Origin of the sequence: Streptomyces albidochromogenes, assembly GCF_005981925.1 — a bacterium.
GTDB lineage: Bacteria > Actinomycetota > Actinomycetes > Streptomycetales > Streptomycetaceae > Streptomyces > Streptomyces albidochromogenes.
This window is the reverse complement of sequence record NZ_VBVX01000035.1, coordinates 1-14,675: the sequence shown is the minus strand read 5'-3', so window position 1 is coordinate 14,675 and position 14,675 is coordinate 1. Positions and strand designations below refer to the sequence as shown.

The 14,675-nt window shown below is 71.4% G+C and carries 13 protein-coding genes and 2 tRNA genes; 4 read left to right on the top strand and 11 right to left on the bottom strand.

What is annotated here, in order from left to right; genetic code table 11:
* Positions 1 to 33: 33 nt before the first annotated feature.
* Positions 34 to 450, top strand: coding sequence for a Fur family transcriptional regulator (locus E2E34_RS07455; protein WP_138901124.1), 417 nt, complete (start codon positions 34 to 36; stop codon positions 448 to 450).
* A 132-nt stretch (positions 451 to 582) separates the two neighbouring features.
* Here E2E34_RS07455 and E2E34_RS07450 read toward each other — a convergent pair.
* The 4 genes from E2E34_RS07450 to E2E34_RS07435 form a co-directional block, all read right to left on the bottom strand.
* A tRNA-Met gene (locus E2E34_RS07450) sits at positions 583 to 656 on the bottom strand.
* Between the two features lie 127 nt (positions 657 to 783).
* Complete coding sequence (locus E2E34_RS07445; protein ID WP_138901123.1) at positions 784 to 3,003, bottom strand: tetratricopeptide repeat protein; 2,220 nt, start codon at positions 3,001 to 3,003, stop codon at positions 784 to 786.
* 213 nt (positions 3,004 to 3,216) lie between these two features.
* A tRNA-Met gene (locus E2E34_RS07440) sits at positions 3,217 to 3,290 on the bottom strand.
* A gap of 42 nt (positions 3,291 to 3,332) precedes the next feature.
* Positions 3,333 to 6,266, bottom strand: a complete 2,934-nt coding sequence (locus tag E2E34_RS07435; RefSeq protein ID WP_138901143.1) for a UPF0182 family membrane protein — start codon at positions 6,264 to 6,266, stop codon at positions 3,333 to 3,335.
* Between the two features lie 136 nt (positions 6,267 to 6,402).
* Between E2E34_RS07435 and E2E34_RS07430 the strand changes: the two genes are divergently transcribed.
* Complete coding sequence (locus tag E2E34_RS07430) at positions 6,403 to 6,960, top strand: PPA1309 family protein (RefSeq protein ID WP_138901144.1); 558 nt, start codon at positions 6,403 to 6,405, stop codon at positions 6,958 to 6,960.
* A gap of 32 nt (positions 6,961 to 6,992) precedes the next feature.
* Here E2E34_RS07430 and E2E34_RS07425 read toward each other — a convergent pair whose 3' ends face one another.
* The 4 genes from E2E34_RS07425 to E2E34_RS07415 form a co-directional block, all read right to left on the bottom strand.
* On the bottom strand, positions 6,993 to 8,081 hold the full coding sequence (locus E2E34_RS07425; RefSeq protein WP_138901122.1) for a YlbL family protein: 1,089 nt from the start codon (positions 8,079 to 8,081) through the stop codon (positions 6,993 to 6,995).
* A gap of 99 nt (positions 8,082 to 8,180) precedes the next feature.
* On the bottom strand, positions 8,181 to 8,351 hold the full coding sequence (locus E2E34_RS35340; protein ID WP_167518242.1) for a hypothetical protein: 171 nt from the start codon (positions 8,349 to 8,351) through the stop codon (positions 8,181 to 8,183).
* 140 nt (positions 8,352 to 8,491) lie between these two features.
* Positions 8,492 to 8,953, bottom strand: a complete 462-nt coding sequence (locus tag E2E34_RS07420) for a molybdenum cofactor biosynthesis protein MoaE (protein ID WP_138901121.1) — start codon at positions 8,951 to 8,953, stop codon at positions 8,492 to 8,494.
* A gap of 79 nt (positions 8,954 to 9,032) precedes the next feature.
* A complete protein-coding gene (locus tag E2E34_RS07415) occupies positions 9,033 to 10,166 on the bottom strand; it encodes an SDR family oxidoreductase (protein WP_138901120.1) in 1,134 nt (377 codons plus the stop codon).
* Positions 10,167 to 10,357: 191 nt separating this feature from the next.
* On the opposite strand from E2E34_RS07415, the gene E2E34_RS07410 reads away from it, so the two are divergent.
* Positions 10,358 to 11,818, top strand: coding sequence for a zinc-dependent metalloprotease (locus E2E34_RS07410; RefSeq protein WP_138901119.1), 1,461 nt, complete (start codon positions 10,358 to 10,360; stop codon positions 11,816 to 11,818).
* The gene (locus E2E34_RS07405) at positions 11,815 to 12,336 is read left to right on the top strand and encodes an NUDIX hydrolase (RefSeq protein WP_138901118.1); all 522 of its coding nucleotides are present in this window, start codon (positions 11,815 to 11,817) and stop codon (positions 12,334 to 12,336) included. The genes E2E34_RS07410 and E2E34_RS07405 overlap by 4 nt, the downstream gene beginning before the upstream one ends.
* Positions 12,337 to 12,407: 71 nt before the next feature.
* On the opposite strand, the gene E2E34_RS07400 is transcribed toward E2E34_RS07405, so the two are convergent.
* The 3 genes from E2E34_RS07400 to E2E34_RS07390 form a co-directional block, all read right to left on the bottom strand.
* Positions 12,408 to 13,163 carry an AIM24 family protein gene (locus tag E2E34_RS07400; RefSeq protein ID WP_138901117.1) on the bottom strand — a complete coding sequence of 252 codons (756 nt, stop codon included), beginning with the start codon at positions 13,161 to 13,163 and terminating at the stop codon, positions 12,408 to 12,410.
* Between the two features lie 19 nt (positions 13,164 to 13,182).
* Positions 13,183 to 13,863, bottom strand: a complete 681-nt coding sequence (locus tag E2E34_RS07395; protein WP_138901116.1) for an AIM24 family protein — start codon at positions 13,861 to 13,863, stop codon at positions 13,183 to 13,185.
* Between the two features lie 11 nt (positions 13,864 to 13,874).
* The coding region (locus E2E34_RS07390) for an AIM24 family protein (RefSeq protein ID WP_208765172.1) at positions 13,875 to 14,675 on the bottom strand (801 nt) is incomplete at its 5' end.

Sequence of the window (14,675 nt, the reverse complement as noted above, 5' to 3'; positions counted from 1 at the left end):
GACCTGGGTCCCACCACTGTTAGGCTGGATCGCATGAGTGACCTGTTGGAACGACTGCGCGGACGCGGCTGGCGCATGACCGCTCAGCGGCGCGTCGTGGCCGAAGTCCTCGACGGGGACCACATCCACCTGACTGCCGACGAGGTGCACGCGCGCGCCGTCGCGAAGCTGCCCGAGATCTCCCGGGCGACCGTCTACAACACGCTGGGTGAGATGGTGTCCCTCGGCGAGGTGCTCGAGGTGTCCACGGACCGCCGGGCGAAGCGGTACGACCCGAACGCGCACCGCCCGCACCACCACCTGGTGTGCGCGCGCTGCGGCGCCATACGCGACGTTCACCCGGTCGGCGATCCGCTCACGGACCTGCCCGACTCCGAGCGCTTCGGCTTTACGATCTCGGACGTAGAGGTGACCTACCGGGGCACGTGCCCCACCTGCGCCTCCGCCTGACCCGCCTCGACACGGCCGAAGGGCCCGGCACCGGAATCCGGTGCCGGGCCCTTCGCCGTTCGCGTCACTGCACGACTGCACGCCGAAGGCCCGGATCTCTTTCGAGATCCGGGCCTTCGGCTACTTCATCAGTAGCGGGGACAGGATTTGAACCTGCGACCTCTGGGTTATGAGCCCAGCGAGCTACCGAGCTGCTCCACCCCGCGTCGGTAAACCCGACTGTACGTCGCCCTGCCGACCGGCGCAAATCCGTTCCCTCTCCGCGGTGACCGGTGGCGAAACAGCGGGCGGCCAGTGGCGAAACGATCCGCCGCCAGCCGTGGCCCCACGGCCCTACGCCGTGAGCTCCTGGTGCAGGGCCTCCCGCAGCCGCGCCGCCCGCTCGGCGACCTCGGCCGGACCCAGCTCGACGGCCCGCGCGCACCACCGCTCGCCCTCGTCCAGCTCGCCGTGGCGGGCCGCGAGCAGCGCGAGGCGCAGCGCGGCGCGGCCGTGGCCCGCGTGGGCGGCGCGGGACCACCACAGGGCTGCCTCGGGCTCGCTGCCCTCGCGGGCCAGCAGCAGCCCGAGATTGAAGGCGCCGTTGCGACTGCCCGCCTCGGCCGCCTCCCGGTACCAGCGCGCGGCGCCCTCCAGGTCGCCCCGGCCCGCGGCGAGCATGCCCACCCGTACCTGGGCGCGGCGGTGCCCCTGCTCGGCGGCCCGCTCGTACCACTCCTCGCACTCGGTCTTCTCGTTCAGCGTCTCGCCGAGCCCGGGCGGCCCCGCCGGGGGCTGCCGGCTGTCGAGCAGCGTGGCGAGCCGGAACGCCGCCTCGGCGCTGCCGCTGCCGGCCGCGCAGCGCAGATGCCGCTCGGCGTCCTGCTCCTCGCCGTCGCGCAGCAGGGCGATGCCGACCTGGAGCGCGGCCTCGGTGTGCCCGGCGGCGGCGGCGCGCTCGTACCAGACGAAGGCCGTACGGTCGTCGTCGCGCCCGGCGTGGAGGATGCCCAGGTTGAAGGCGGCGTCGACGCTGCCGGCCTCGGCTGCCTTGGAGAACCAGGGCTCGGCGCCGGCCGCGTCCCCGCCCTGGAGCAGCAGGATCGCGAGAGCGTTGGCGGCCTCGCGGTGGCCCGCGTAGGCCGCGCGGCGGTACCACTGGTCGGCCTGGGCGGTACGCCCCTGGGCGGCGCAGAGCAGCCCGAGGTTGTACGCCCCGTTGACGTCACCGGCGTCCAGAGCGGCGCGGTACCAGCGCTCGGCGGTCTGCTGCTCGCCGCGCGCGGCGTGCAGGGCGCCCAGCGCGTTGGCCGCGTTGCCGTCGCCGTCCTGGGCGGCGCGCAGCCACCACACGGCGGCGCTCTCCTCGTCCCCGGCGTCGCGCAGCAGGAAGCCCAGTGCGCAGGCGGCCCGGGGCTCGCCGTCCTTGGCCGACGTGAGGTACCAGCGCCCGGCCTCCTTGAGCTCGCCCCGCTCCTCCAGGATGGCGCCGAGGTGCAGGGCGGCGCGCCGGTGACCGCGCGCGGCGGCCTGGCGGTACCACTGCTCGGCCTCGACGGCCGGGGGCAGCTCCCCGGCCCCGGTCCCGGTGTGCCGGGTCCCGGTGCCGGGGCCCGCGCCGGTACGGCCGTTTCCCGTGGCGTGGCGCGTGCCGGTGCCGGGGCCCGTGTCGGCGGCCCGGCCCTGGGCCGCCTTCGCGGCCGGCGGGTCGGCGTCCGTACCCTCTCGGCGCACACCGGTGACGGGGCCCTCGAGCTCCCCGGTGCCCGCGCCGGAGCCGTCCTCGGCCTCCGCGTATCCGTAGCCGGGGTAGCGCGTGCCCGAAGGACCGAGCCCGGGGCCGGTGCGCGGGGCCGCGGCGGGGTGCCGGGTGCCCGTGTCGAAGTCCAGGTGGCCGCGCCCCCGGACGGCGCCCGTGCCGGGGCGGGCGTCCCGGCGGCCGCCGGCCGTGCCCGCGTCGCCCGGGAGGATCCCGGCGGCGCCGACGCCGGTCCGCGCCTCCGCCGACGCGCGGCGGTCCAGCGTGCGGGCCAGGCGGTACGCCGCCTCCCGGTGCCCCTGCTCGGCGGCGGCGCGCAGCCACCGCTCGGCGCCCACGTCGCTGCGGTGTTCGAGGAGGTCGGCGAGGGCGTAGGCGCCCAGCGCGTGCCCCTGCTCGGCGGACTGGCGCAGCCAGTACTCGGCGGCGGGCTCGTCGCCGCGCTCGCGGTAGTGCCGGCCGAGCGCGTGCGCGGCGGCGGCGGACCCGGCCACGGCGGCGATGCGCCACCAGCCGGCCGCCTCGTCGGCGTATCCGCGCTGGTGCAGGAGCACGCCCAGGTTGTTCGCGGCGGCGCGGTCGCCGTCGGCGGTCGCGGCGCGCAGGTGCGGCTCGGCGCCGTCGAGGTCCCCTCGGCGCAGCAGCAGCGAGCCGAGCACGCTCATCGACTCGGTGTCGCCGTTCTCGGCGGCGCGGCGGTGCCTCGCCTCGGACTCGTCCTCAGCGGTGTCCACGGTGTCCACAGCGTGCTCCTGATGTCGCTGCACAAACCGCCCTGTCTCCAACAGAGTTGTCCTGTCCCCCATAAAAACCATCGTCGCACCACCCGCAACCCGCGTACACCTGGTATACCGCAGCCAGTGAGGTCACTTCAGCGTTTTGTCGACATGCCCACAGAGAGACACTCCAAACGCCTAATCGCCAACTCCCCCCGCATGAAGGACGCTTCGCACGGGCGCACGGACGGTCCGGGCGCACAACAAAGGCCCGGATCTCTTTCGAGATCCGGGCCCTCGTCTTCTTCTGAGTAGCGGGGACAGGATTTGAACCTGCGACCTCTGGGTTATGAGCCCAGCGAGCTACCGAGCTGCTCCACCCCGCGCCGTTGTGTTCAAACAGTACCACGGCGCGGGGACGTCCCAGCTCAGCTGCCCTTCTGGTCGCCCTTCTCGTCCTGCCCGGCGGGCTTCTCGGGCTTCTCGCCCTCGGCGCCCGGGCTGGCCGGCGCCTCGGTCTCGGCATCCGCTTCCGCGGCCCGCTGCAGCGCGTCCTGGAGCTTCTCCTGGGCCTTGCCGTAGGCGGTCCAGTCCTGCTCCTTGAGCGCGGCCTCGCCCTCGTCGTACGCCTTCTGGGCGTCCTCGATGGCCTTCTGCAGCGACTCGTCGCCCTCCGTCGGCGGCGTGGTGGTGTCACCGTCGCCGTCGCCCGGCGGAGGCGGCGTCTCGCCCTCCTCGCCGAAGACGGCGTTCAGCGCCTCACCGAGCGTGTTCTTGAAGACGGTCTCCCTGCCGTACGACACGGCGACCTTCTTCAGGAGCGGATAGGCGTTGTTGCCCTGGGCGTACACCGGCTCGACGTACAGGAAGCCGTCGTTCAGCGGGATCGTCAGCAGGTTGCCGTACTCGATGTCCGAGTTGGCGCCCTTCATGTTCCTGACGAACTCGGCGACTTCGGCGTTGCTGTTGAGCCGGTTCTGCACCTGCTGCGGACCCGGCACGTCGCCCGTGACTCTCAACAGCCTTATCGTGCCGTAGGCCTTGCTCGAAGCGTCGGCGTCGACCGCCATGAACGCACCGAGGTTGGGGCGCCCGTTGGGGGTGAACGTCGTCGTGAGCGAGAACTTCCTGCCCTGCTCCTGCGGCATCTTCAGGCTCAGGTAGTACGGCGGTACGGAGCTCTTCTCGCCCGTCGTCGGGTCGTCCGGCACCTGCCACGCGTCACTGCCGCTGTAGAACTGCGACGGGCTCTCGACGTGGTACCGGGTGAGCAGCTCACGCTGCACCTTGAAGAGGTCCTGCGGGTAGCGCAGGTGCTCCATCAGCGCGGGCGCGATGTCGCCCTTCGGCTTCACCGTGTCCGGGAACGCCTTCATCCAGGTCTTGAGGACCGGGTCCTCGGTGTCCCACTGGTACAGCTTGACCGTGCCGTCGTACGCGTCGACGGTGGCCTTCACCGAGTTGCGGATGTAGTTGACCTGGTTCTGCTGGGCGATCACCGCGCGCTGGCTGTCGGTCTGCGACAGCGAGTCGGCCGTGGTGTCCCCGAGCGTCGTGCGCGACGCGTAGGGGTAGCCGTTCGTGGTGGTGTACGCGTCGACGATCCACTGGACGCGCCCGTTGACAACCGCCGGGTAGGCGTCGCCGTCGAGGGACAGCCACGGCGCGACCGCCTCGACGCGCTCCTTGGGCGTGCGGTTGTACAGGATCCGCGAGCCCTCGCCGATGGCTCCCGAGTAGAGGATCTGCGGCTCGCTGAAGGCCACCGCGTACGCGGCGCGGTTCAGCGGGTTCGACAGGTTGACCCCGGACTTGCCCTGGTAGCTGGTGGTCTTGGTGGGCTCGCCGTTCTTCTCGTAGTCGAGCTCCTTCTGGGGGCCGCCCACGATCGAGTACTGCTGGGTCTTCTCGCCGTAGTAGATCCGCTGCTCGTACGCGCCGAGCGTGCCCTCGGTCGGCAGACCGGACTCGGTGAAGTCCGGGGCGCCCTCGGTGTCCGGCTTGACCGCCGTTCCCTTGGCCGCGACCACGCCGTAACCGTGGGTGTACGTGAAGTGGTCGTTGATCCAGTTGCGCTTGGGGATGCCCTGGAGGTCCAGCTCGCGCAGACCGACGACCGTGTCCTGGCCCTTGTAGCGGTCCACGTCCAGGGTGGTGGGGAACTGGTAGTACTTACGTTCCTGCTGGAGCTGGTCGAAGGTCGGCGGGACGACGTTCGGATCGATCAGCCGGTAGTTGGCCGCCGAGTCGGCGTCCTCGCGCAGCTGCGAGTTGTCCTTGCTGTCACCGACGCCCTGGTAGTCGTCCACCTTGGCGTCGTCGATGCCGTACGCCTTGCGCGTCGCGTCGATGTTCTTCTTGATGTACGGCGATTCCTTGGCCTGCTCGTTCGGCTGGACCTGGAACTTCTGCACGATCGCCGGGTAGAGCCCGCCGATGAGGATCGCCGAGAGCACCATCAGGCCGAAGCCGATGACGGGAAGCTGCCAGGTGCGGCGCCACAGCGTCGCGAAGAACAGCAGCGCGCAGATGACCGCGATGCAGAAGAGGATCGTCTTCGCCGGGAGGTAGGCGTTCGCGTCGACGTAGCGCAGGCCGGCCCAGTTGCCCGTCGCCTTGAAGTCGCTCGACTTCACCGCGAGCCCGTACCGGTCGAGCCAGTACGCGACGGCCTTGAGCGCCACGAAGATGCCGAGCAGCACCGACAGGTGCCCGGTGGCCGCGGCGGTGGCCCTGGCGCCCGGGCTGGTGATCCGCAGCCCGCCGTACAGGTAGTGCACGAGGGCGGCGGCGATCAGGGAGAGGATGGCGGCCGCGAAGCCGAAACCGAGCAGGAAGCGGTACCAGGGCAGGTCGAACGCGAAGAACGACACATCCAGCTGGAACTGCGGGTCCTTCTGGCCGAAGGACACACCGTTGACCCACATGAGCCAGGTGCGCCACTGCCCCGACGCGGAGGCCCCGGCGATCAGCCCGACCAGAGCGGTGACCCCGAGGAGCACCCACTTCTTGTACGGGGCGATGCCCATCCGGTAACGGTCCAGGTTCTGCTGCTCCAGGGACATCGCGCTCAGCGGCGGCCGGAGCCGGTGCGCGAGCCAGATGTTCACACCGACGGCGAGCGCCATCAGCAGCCCGAAGACGGCGAAGAGCCCGATCTTGGTCCACAGTGTGGTGGTGAAAACGGACGAATAGTCGACCGAGCGGTACCAGAGCCAGTCCGTCCAGAACCCGGCGAACATGACAAACGCCATGGCCAGGACGGCCAGGACGCCCAAAGTCATGAGCAGGGTCCGGACACGCCGGGACGGGCGGCCGACTCTGATCCGTGGCCCTGTCGGGCCTCCGCCGCGGTCCGGCATCTGGAAAGCCAAGGTGCGCACCTCGAAAGTTCGCTGTCGTAGAAGCAGGCTCCGCGATCGTAGAGCCCACTCATGCAACTTACTGAAGCTTTACTCAGTTCCCGCTTTGGGGTCCGAAGGAGGCAGGATGTCGACCATGTCCAACGTTTCCCCCTCCGGGCCCCCCATGGCCACGAGCCCGCTCACCCGAGCCGTGCTCGAAATCGACGAATACACCTCCGGCCTCGGCTGGGACCAGCCGGCGAGGCTGTTCGCCCTCGTCGACACCGCCCAGCTGCGCGCCCAGGAGCCGGGCCTCGCCGCTCAGCTCGGTCTCGCCGAGGGCGAGCCGGCGGCCACGCTGACGCCGGTCGAGCAGGAAGAGATCCCGTCGGGCACCCCGCTCGACGAGTTCCTCGCGACGATCGCCTGGCCCGACGCGGTGGCCGGCTGCGCGCTCACGGTGGAGCGGCTGATGCTCCCGCCGTCCGCCGAGGCGTCCGTGCCCGAGGGCCTGAACGAGGCCCAGCTGGCGAAGTGGGTCGCGAAGCACCCCGACCGCCAGGAGGTCCGCATGACGGTGGCCGTGCTGCGCAACGGCGTGCGCGAGTCCGCGCTGCGGCTGCGGGAGAAGGACTCCCCCACCGAGGTGCTCACCGGCGCCATGCTCGTTCCCGGGCTGGCCGAGGCACTGGCCGCGACCTTCGAGGCGTAGCGGCCCGGGGGCACGGCCCCGGTCGCCGGCGGTCAGCCCGTCGTGCACCGCGGCAGGCCGGCCGTGTCCCCGCCACGGATCTTCTCCAGCGACTTCCTCGCGTCGTCGATCGCCTCGACCTTCACCAGGGTCAGGCCGTCGGGGACGTCGGCGGCCGCCGCCGCGCAGTTGTCCTCGGGCGTGAGGAAGTACTGCGCGCCCGCTTGACGCGCGCCGACCGTCTTCATCTCGATGCCGCCGATCGGGCCGACCTTGCCGGCGTCGTCGATCGTGCCGGTGCCCGCCACGAACTTCCCGCCGGTCAGCGAGCCGGGCGTGAGCTTGTCGACGATGCCGAGCGAGAACATGAGACCGGCGCTGGGGCCGCCGACGTCCACCAGCTTGATGTCGACGCTGAACGGGAAGGTGTGGTCGGGCCCCGCCTGGATACCGACGACGGCACGGTCGTCGTCGTCGGCCTTCTTCGTCGTGACGACGACGTCCTTGCTGCCGACCGGCTCCTTGCCGGCCTTCTCCGCCGCGGCCGCGTCCTGCGCGGGGACGATCGTGAAGACGGCCTTCTCGGTGGGCTTGTGCCGGGTGACGAGCCTGGCGACGTCCTTGGGGTCCTTGACGGGCGTACCGTCCACGGCCTTGATCACGTCGCCCGCGTGCAGCCTGCCCTCGGCGGGGCTGTTCTTGAGGACCGTCGACACCACGACCCGGGTCTTCACCGGGATGCCCAGCTCCCGCAGCGCTGCGGTCTTGGCGCTCTCCTGGGACTGGCTGAACTCCTCGGCGTTCTCCTGCGTCGACTGCTCTTCCGTCTTGCCGTCCGGGTAGAGCGTGTCGTGCGGGACCACCACGCTGTCGTGCGCCAGCCAGCCGTAGACCGCCTCGACCAGGTTCATCCTGTAGTCCGCGCCGGTGACTCTGACCGTCGTCATATTGAGGTGGCCGCTCGTGGGGTACGTCTTGCGACCGGAGATCTGGAGCACCGGCTCGCCCTTGGCCTCGCCGAGCGTGTTGAACGTGGGCCCGGGGGACATCTCCGAGTACGGGACCTTGATGAAGACGCCCGCGCACAGCAGCGCGATCAGGATGAGGGTGGAGGCGAGCATCGTCACTGTGCGGCGTGGCATGGAACGACAGTACGGGACGGGTCTGTCAGTACACCGCTGGGGCCGGTCCGTACGGGGCCACGGGCGCCGGACGTACGGTCGGGCCGGCTCCATGCCGCGTCAGACGGCGCCGGAACCGGAATGGGACTTCTCCATCGCCTCCCGGAACCGCGCGTAGCCGGCGAGTTCGGAGACATCGCCGGCCGTCCGGTTTCTGGCTGTCCAGCTCGCCCATATCGCTGCACCGAGTGCAGCGAAAAGCGGAATCAGCAACCACGCGAGTGCCGCCATCCCGACCTCCCGACCCCTAGGGACCGACCGCGTTGGGCCGATCAGCAGATTAGCCACTGGTGCGTCCAACGCTCACGGCAGGGGCCCGGTTACGCAAATCGGGGCGCTTGCGCGCCGGCCGGGTTTCGACGGAGATCTTCTCAGCAGGCTCCGACCCATTCGTCCGTGCCGTCGGAGAACGTCTGGTGCTTCCAGATCGGCACTTCGTGCTTCAGGTCGTCGATCAGCTTGCGGCAGGCCTCGAAAGCCTCGCCCCGGTGTGGGCAGGAGACGGCCACGACCACGGCGAGGTCACCGACCTCCAGGTCACCCACACGGTGGACGGCCGCCAGGGCGCGCACGGGGAAGTCCGCGGCGACCTTCTCGGCCACCCGGCGCATCTCGTCCTCGGCGGACGGGTGACAGGAGTAGCCCAGCCGGTCCACGTCGGCGCCGCCGTCGTGGTTGCGCACGGTGCCGACGAACAGCGCGGTGCCGCCCGCGGCGTCGTCCCCCACGGCTCTGAAGATCTCGTCGACGGAGAGCGGGGTGTCGCGAATCGCCAGCAGCCGGATGGGGTCCTGCGCCGCCTGCTCGCCCGGGTGGGAATGCGTTCCTGCCATGCTGCCATCGTGCCGTACCGCACTGACATTGCGGAATAGCGCTTTCGACCGGCTGTACGGGCCCCTGGTATGGAGAGTCCTACATGCGGCCCCGCGCCTTGCGCACACGGCGTACCAGCGCGGCCGTGCCCAGCAGGGCGACGGTGGCGCCCGCTGCGCCCGCGGCCGTGGCGTCCTTGCGGCCCAGGCGGCGGCCCGCGACGGTGTGCCGGCCCGCGACCTCCTCCAGCAGTTCGGTCAGTACCTCCTCGTTGGTCCACCGCGGCCGCCAGCCGGCCGCGTGGAGCCGGCTCACGCTCACCACCCACGGGTGCATCGTGTACGCGAGGTCGCCGGCCGGGGACGGCGTGAGGCCGATCCGGTGCAGCCGGGCGGCGGCGCCGAGGGCGACCGCGGAGGGCAGCTCCATGCGGCGGATGCCGCTGAGCTCCTCGACCTCCTCCTGTTCCAGCCAGCCGTCGCAGCCGACCGCCAGCTCGCCGTCGACCTTCTCCAGCGCGGCGTACTCCAGCGCCGCGACCAGGTCCTCGACGTGGCAGAACTGCCAGGTGGGGCGGGACCCTGCGACGACCAGGAGGCGGGGCGACTCGAAGTACCGGGTGAGGGCGGTGTCCGTACCGCCGACCAGGACCGCGGGGCGCACCACGGTGACGTTCAGGCCGGGGTGCGCGCGGGGCGCGCGGCGGCCGAGGCGTTCGATCTCCAGCAGGTCGCCGACGCCGGCGGCCTCCGCGGTGGCGCGCAGCTCGGCGTCCTCGGAGAGCGGGATGTCGTTGTCGGGCAGGGCGCCGTAGACCATGGCCGAGGTGCACAGCACGACCCGGTGGACCCCGGCGGCCGCGGCGGCGGTGAGCACCGTCTGGGTGCCTCGCACGTTGTACGCCGTACGCGCGGCGGGGTCCGACTCCAGGTCGAGGTCGAGGGCGAGGTGCACCACGACGTCGGCGCCTCTGAGCTTCTCCGCGATGGCCGGGTCGCGCACGTCCAGGATGTGCCAGTGCGCCTCGGCCACGTCGCCGCGGCGCTCGTCGATCGCCACGACCTTTTTGATCTCGTCGGACGCGGCGAGGCGCTGGGTGAGCAGCGCGCCGATGCCCGAGGCGGCGCCCGTGACCGCGACGACGGGGCCACGGCCGGCCCGGGCCGAGTCGTTTCGCCTCTGGCGAACTTCGGCGCTCTGCGATGCGCGAACCTGCGGATCTGGGGAACTCACCAGGCGTCTCCAGCGGTTGTCTTCAGTACGTACACGCGTTGGCGCGTACGGACCAGGTGGCGTCCATCCTGCCGCAGGCAGAGTCCTGGCGGAGCACCGAGCCCTTCTCGGGCTCCGGTGTCTACGCTGGGTGGTGATGTCGGGCAGCTGCCGCCGGCCTGAGCCGGCGGCCTTACGAGCCGAGGAAACCCGTGAGTGACACCCCATTCGGATTCGGCCTTCCGCCGGAGGAGCCGGAGGACGGCGACGATGGCAAGAAGAAGGGCAGCGAGGGCGGTGGCCAGGGTGGCCAGGGTCCGGCGAACCCGTTCGGCGGGTTCGGTCTGCCGGGCGGCGCCGGGGGCCCGGGCGGCGGCGACAATCCGTTCGCCGCGATGTTCGGCTCGCTGAACCCGAACGACCTGGGCGCGGCCTTCCAGCAGCTCGGGCAGATGCTCAGCTACGAGGGCGGTCCCGTGAACTGGGACATGGCCAAGGACATCGCCCGCCAGACGGTCGCGCAGGGCACGGCCGACGGCTCCAAGGATTCCAGCGTGAGCCCCGGCGAGCGGTCCGCCGTCGAAGAGGCGGTGCGTCTGGCCGATCTGTGGCTGGACGGCGTGACCTCGCTGCCCTCCGGTGCCGCCACGTCGGTGGCGTGGAGCCGCGCGGAGTGGGTCGAGGCGACCCTGCCCGCGTGGCAGCAGCTGGTGGACCCGGTCGCCGAGCGCGTCGGAGCGGCCATGGGCGACGTACTGCCCGAGGAGATGCAGGCCATGGCGGGCCCGCTGCTCGGGATGATGCGGTCCATGGGCGGCGCGATGTTCGGCCAGCAGATCGGGCAGGCCGTGGGCGTGCTGGCGGGCGAGGTGGTCGGCTCCACCGATGTCGGGCTGCCGCTGGGCCCGGCGGGCAAGGCCGCGCTGCTGCCGCTGAACATCGAGGCGTTCGGCAAGGACCTGGGCGTCGAGAAGAACGAGGTGCGGCTGTACCTGGCGCTGCGCGAGGCCGCTCACCAGCGGCTCTTCGCCCACGTGCCGTGGCTGCACTCGCATCTGTTCGGCGCGGTCGAGGGGTACGCGCGCGGCATTCAGGTCGACACCTCGAAGCTGGAGGACGTGGTCGGCCAGCTCGACCCGTCGCACCCGGAGCAGCTGCAGGAGGCACTCCAGCAGGGCATGTTCCAGCCGGAGGACACTCCGGCGCAGAAGGCGGCGCTGGCCCGCCTGGAGACGGCGCTCGCGCTGGTCGAGGGCTGGGTGGATGCCGTGGTGCACGAGGCGGCCAAGCCGCGGCTCGCGTCGGCGGACGCGCTGCGGGAGACGCTGCGCAGGCGCCGCGCCTCCGGTGGTCCCGCCGAGCAGACCTTCGCGACGCTCATCGGCCTCGAGCTGCGGCCGCGGCGGCTGAGGGACGCGGCGCGGCTGTGGGCCTCGCTCACGGACGCGCGCGGCCTGGACGGGCGCGACGCGCTGTGGGAGCACCCGGACATGCTGCCGACGGCCGAGGACCTGGACGACCCGGACGGGTTCGTGCACCGCGAGCAGCTGGACTTCTCCGAGATCGACAAGATGCTCGGCGAGGCGGCCGGGGGCAGCCCGCGCAAGCCGGACCTGACGAAGGACGCGGACGGCGAGGAGAAGAACGACGCAGAGGGCGACAGCGACAAGTGAGCCTGCACGACGACGCGGTCCTCGTACTGAAAAGCTACGAGGACCAGGACGACCTGCGCCGTACGTACCTCGACCACCTGTCGGCGCACCCCGACGGGATGTGGAAGGCCTGCGAGGCCGGGCACGTCACGGCGAGCGCGCTGGTGGTCGACCCCGAGCGCGGGCGGGTGCTGCTGACGCTGCACCGGAAGCTGAACATGTGGCTCCAGATGGGCGGCCACTGCGAGCCCGGGGACGCGACGCTGAGCGCCGCCGCGCTGCGCGAGGCCGCGGAGGAGTCCGGCATCGCGGGGCTCACGCTGCTGCCCGGCGGCCCGGTGCGGCTGGACCGGCATCCGATCCCGGCGCCCTGCAACTGGCACCTGGACGTGCAGTACGCCGCGCTGGCGCCGGGCGGGGCGGTCGAGGCGATCAGCGAGGAGTCGTTGGATCTGCGCTGGTTCGCGTACGACGAGGTGGCGGGCGTGGCCGACGCGTCGGTCGTGCGGCTGGTGGAACGTACCCGGGCGGCGCTGTAACGGCGTACACCCGCGGGTGAGTAAGGGGCGGGCTCCCCGGAGCCCGCCCCTTACCTGTGTCCCCGAGGGGTTCAGTTCCAGGCGTTGTTCTGGTTCTGACCGCGGGCGCCCTGCTGTCCGGCGCCGAACTGGGCGGCGACGCCCTGTCCCAGCTGAGCGTCCTGCGGCGGCATGACCTCGCTGGGCTGGACGAGCGCGAAGCCCTGGCCGAGGAAGCTGAGTTCCCAGCCCTCGCCGGTGTTGCCGCGCCGGCGGCGCACGTTCGACGAGTGCGTCTGGGCCTGCATCTGCACGCGCAGGGAGCTGGACCAGGCGACGATCGCGTCGGCGTCGGCGTTGACGTACTTGTCCGGCGTGACCTGGAGCATGAGGGGCTGGCCCGAGGTCATCAGCGCGACCTTGCCCTGCCCGGTGATGTTGAGCTGGTACTTGCCGGTGCCGGAGATGCCGTACTGGCTGTCCACGGCGATGACTTCGGTGTACAGCGAGGAGTCCAGCGCCAGGACGTAGGCGCTGTCCACGGTGATGCCCTCGCGGTCGACGTCCACGAGGTGGACGTACTGCGCGAGGTTGGCGAGGTAGACGGTGCCCTGCCCGGAGCAGCGCATCAGGTCGAGGCCCTCACCGGTGTTGGCGCGGGCGCGGCGCTGGCCGCTGGACTGGTACTCGCCGTCGAAGTCGATCAGCCCCTGGTACGCGACCATGGCGCCCTTGCGGGCGAGGATGTCGTCGTGGCCGGTCAGCGAGACCCGCAGGAGCTGCGGGTTCTGCACGGCGTACCGGTCCTGGGACTGCTGCTCGGTGTGGCTGAAAAGCGGGCTCTGCATGGTGTGTTCTCGCTCCCCCTCAGCCCCGGACCCGCAGGCGGTCGGTGCTGTCCTCGCTCGGCTGTACGACGACGATTCCCTCGCCGGAGAAAGCCATCTGGTAGGCCTCTCCGCTGCCGCGCCCGACCAGGGCGGACGCCTTGAAGCTGCGCTTGCCCTTGACCTTGAGGTTCGGGGACCAGGCGACGAGGGCGTCGGGGTCGACGTACGTTTCGTCCTCGCCGCGACCGCACTCGACGACGATCGGCGTGCCGCGCGAGGTCAGCGCGACCCAGCCGGTGCCCGCGATCTCGACGTTCCACAGGCCCTGTCCGGCGAACTTCGCCATGCCCTTGACCTTCTCCACGCCCCACTGGAGGTGGGCGTCGAAGGCGAGGACGTTGCTGCCGTTGACCGAGAGCGAGTCGTTGTTCAGGTTGATGACGACGACGTCCGCGCCGTAGTCGGCGAGGTAGAGCAGGCCGTCGCCGCTGCACTTCATGACGGGCGCGCCCTCGCCGGTGACCCACTGGGAGGCGATCTGGCGGACGGCGGGCGGGTTCGGCTCGTACTGGATGAAGCCCTCGTACGCCACCATCGAGCCGGTGCGTGCGTAGAGGTCCTGGCCGGTGGCCATGGCGACCTTGAGCATCGCGCGCCCGTGGTTCTCCATACGGGCCGCGATCGGGGTCGGGGCGAAGCCCGCGAGTTGCTGATTCATGACGGGCTCCCTCAGACCTCGTAGGGCTGGACGACGATGAAGTTTCCGGGCGCTCCCCGGAACTGGAGGTTCACGGTCTCTCCGCTGTGGCCCGGGTAGGCGTTGCGGCGCAGGCGCACCTGGCTGGAGAGGATGACCTGGGAGGCGGAGGACCACGCGACGACGGCGTTGGCGTCGGCGAACGTGGTCGGGGTGACCGGCAGGACCACCGGGACGCCGTGCGTCTTGACGACGACCGTGCCCGTTCCCTGGAACTGCATCGTGAACAGGGCGCCGCCGGGGATGCCGTGGCCCTCGATACGGCGGACCTCGTACTGGAGCGACTCGTCGAACGCGAGCACGTTCTCGGCGGAGACGCAGATGCCGTCGCCCTGGAGCTCGATCGGGTGCAGGTGCGCGCCGTTCTCCGCGAGGAAGACCTGGCCGCGGCCGGAGCAGCGCATCAGCTGCATTTCCTGGCCGGTCGCGTTGCCGACGATGCGGCCGGTGAAGCCCGCGCCCTTGTGGCTGAAGTCCACCTTGCCCTGGTACATCACCATGCTGCCCTGGCGGGCGAGGATCGGCGTACCGCCCATGCCGAGTTCCACGCGCATGAGCTGCTGGTTCTGCGGGGTCCAGCGCTGGCCGGTGGCCGCCTCGCGGTACGGCTGGAGGGCCGCCTTGAGCCCGGCGCCGCCCTGCGGGGCGCCCTGGGGGACGCCTTGCGGCATGCCCTGGGGGGCGCCCGGGGGCATGCCCTGCGGCTGGCCGTACGGGGCGGGCTGACCATAGCCGCCGGGCGGCGGGACCTGGCCGGGCGGCTGGCCGGGGAC

Coding starts and splice junctions, on each gene's coding strand:
- E2E34_RS07455 (WP_138901124.1), top strand. CDS start 34: ATGAGTGACCTGTTGGAACGACTGCGCGGACGCGGCTGGCGCATGACC.
- E2E34_RS35340 (WP_167518242.1), bottom strand. CDS start 8,351: ATGGCGGCACTCGCGTGGTTGCTGATTCCGCTTTTCGCTGCACTCGGT.
- E2E34_RS07420 (WP_138901121.1), bottom strand. CDS start 8,953: ATGGCAGGAACGCATTCCCACCCGGGCGAGCAGGCGGCGCAGGACCCC.
- E2E34_RS07435 (WP_138901143.1), bottom strand. CDS start 6,266: ATGCCGGACCGCGGCGGAGGCCCGACAGGGCCACGGATCAGAGTCGGC.
- E2E34_RS07430 (WP_138901144.1), top strand. CDS start 6,403: ATGTCCAACGTTTCCCCCTCCGGGCCCCCCATGGCCACGAGCCCGCTC.
- E2E34_RS07425 (WP_138901122.1), bottom strand. CDS start 8,081: ATGCCACGCCGCACAGTGACGATGCTCGCCTCCACCCTCATCCTGATC.
- E2E34_RS07395 (WP_138901116.1), bottom strand. CDS start 13,863: ATGAATCAGCAACTCGCGGGCTTCGCCCCGACCCCGATCGCGGCCCGT.
- E2E34_RS07400 (WP_138901117.1), bottom strand. CDS start 13,163: ATGCAGAGCCCGCTTTTCAGCCACACCGAGCAGCAGTCCCAGGACCGG.
- E2E34_RS07445 (WP_138901123.1), bottom strand. CDS start 3,003: ATGGTTTTTATGGGGGACAGGACAACTCTGTTGGAGACAGGGCGGTTT.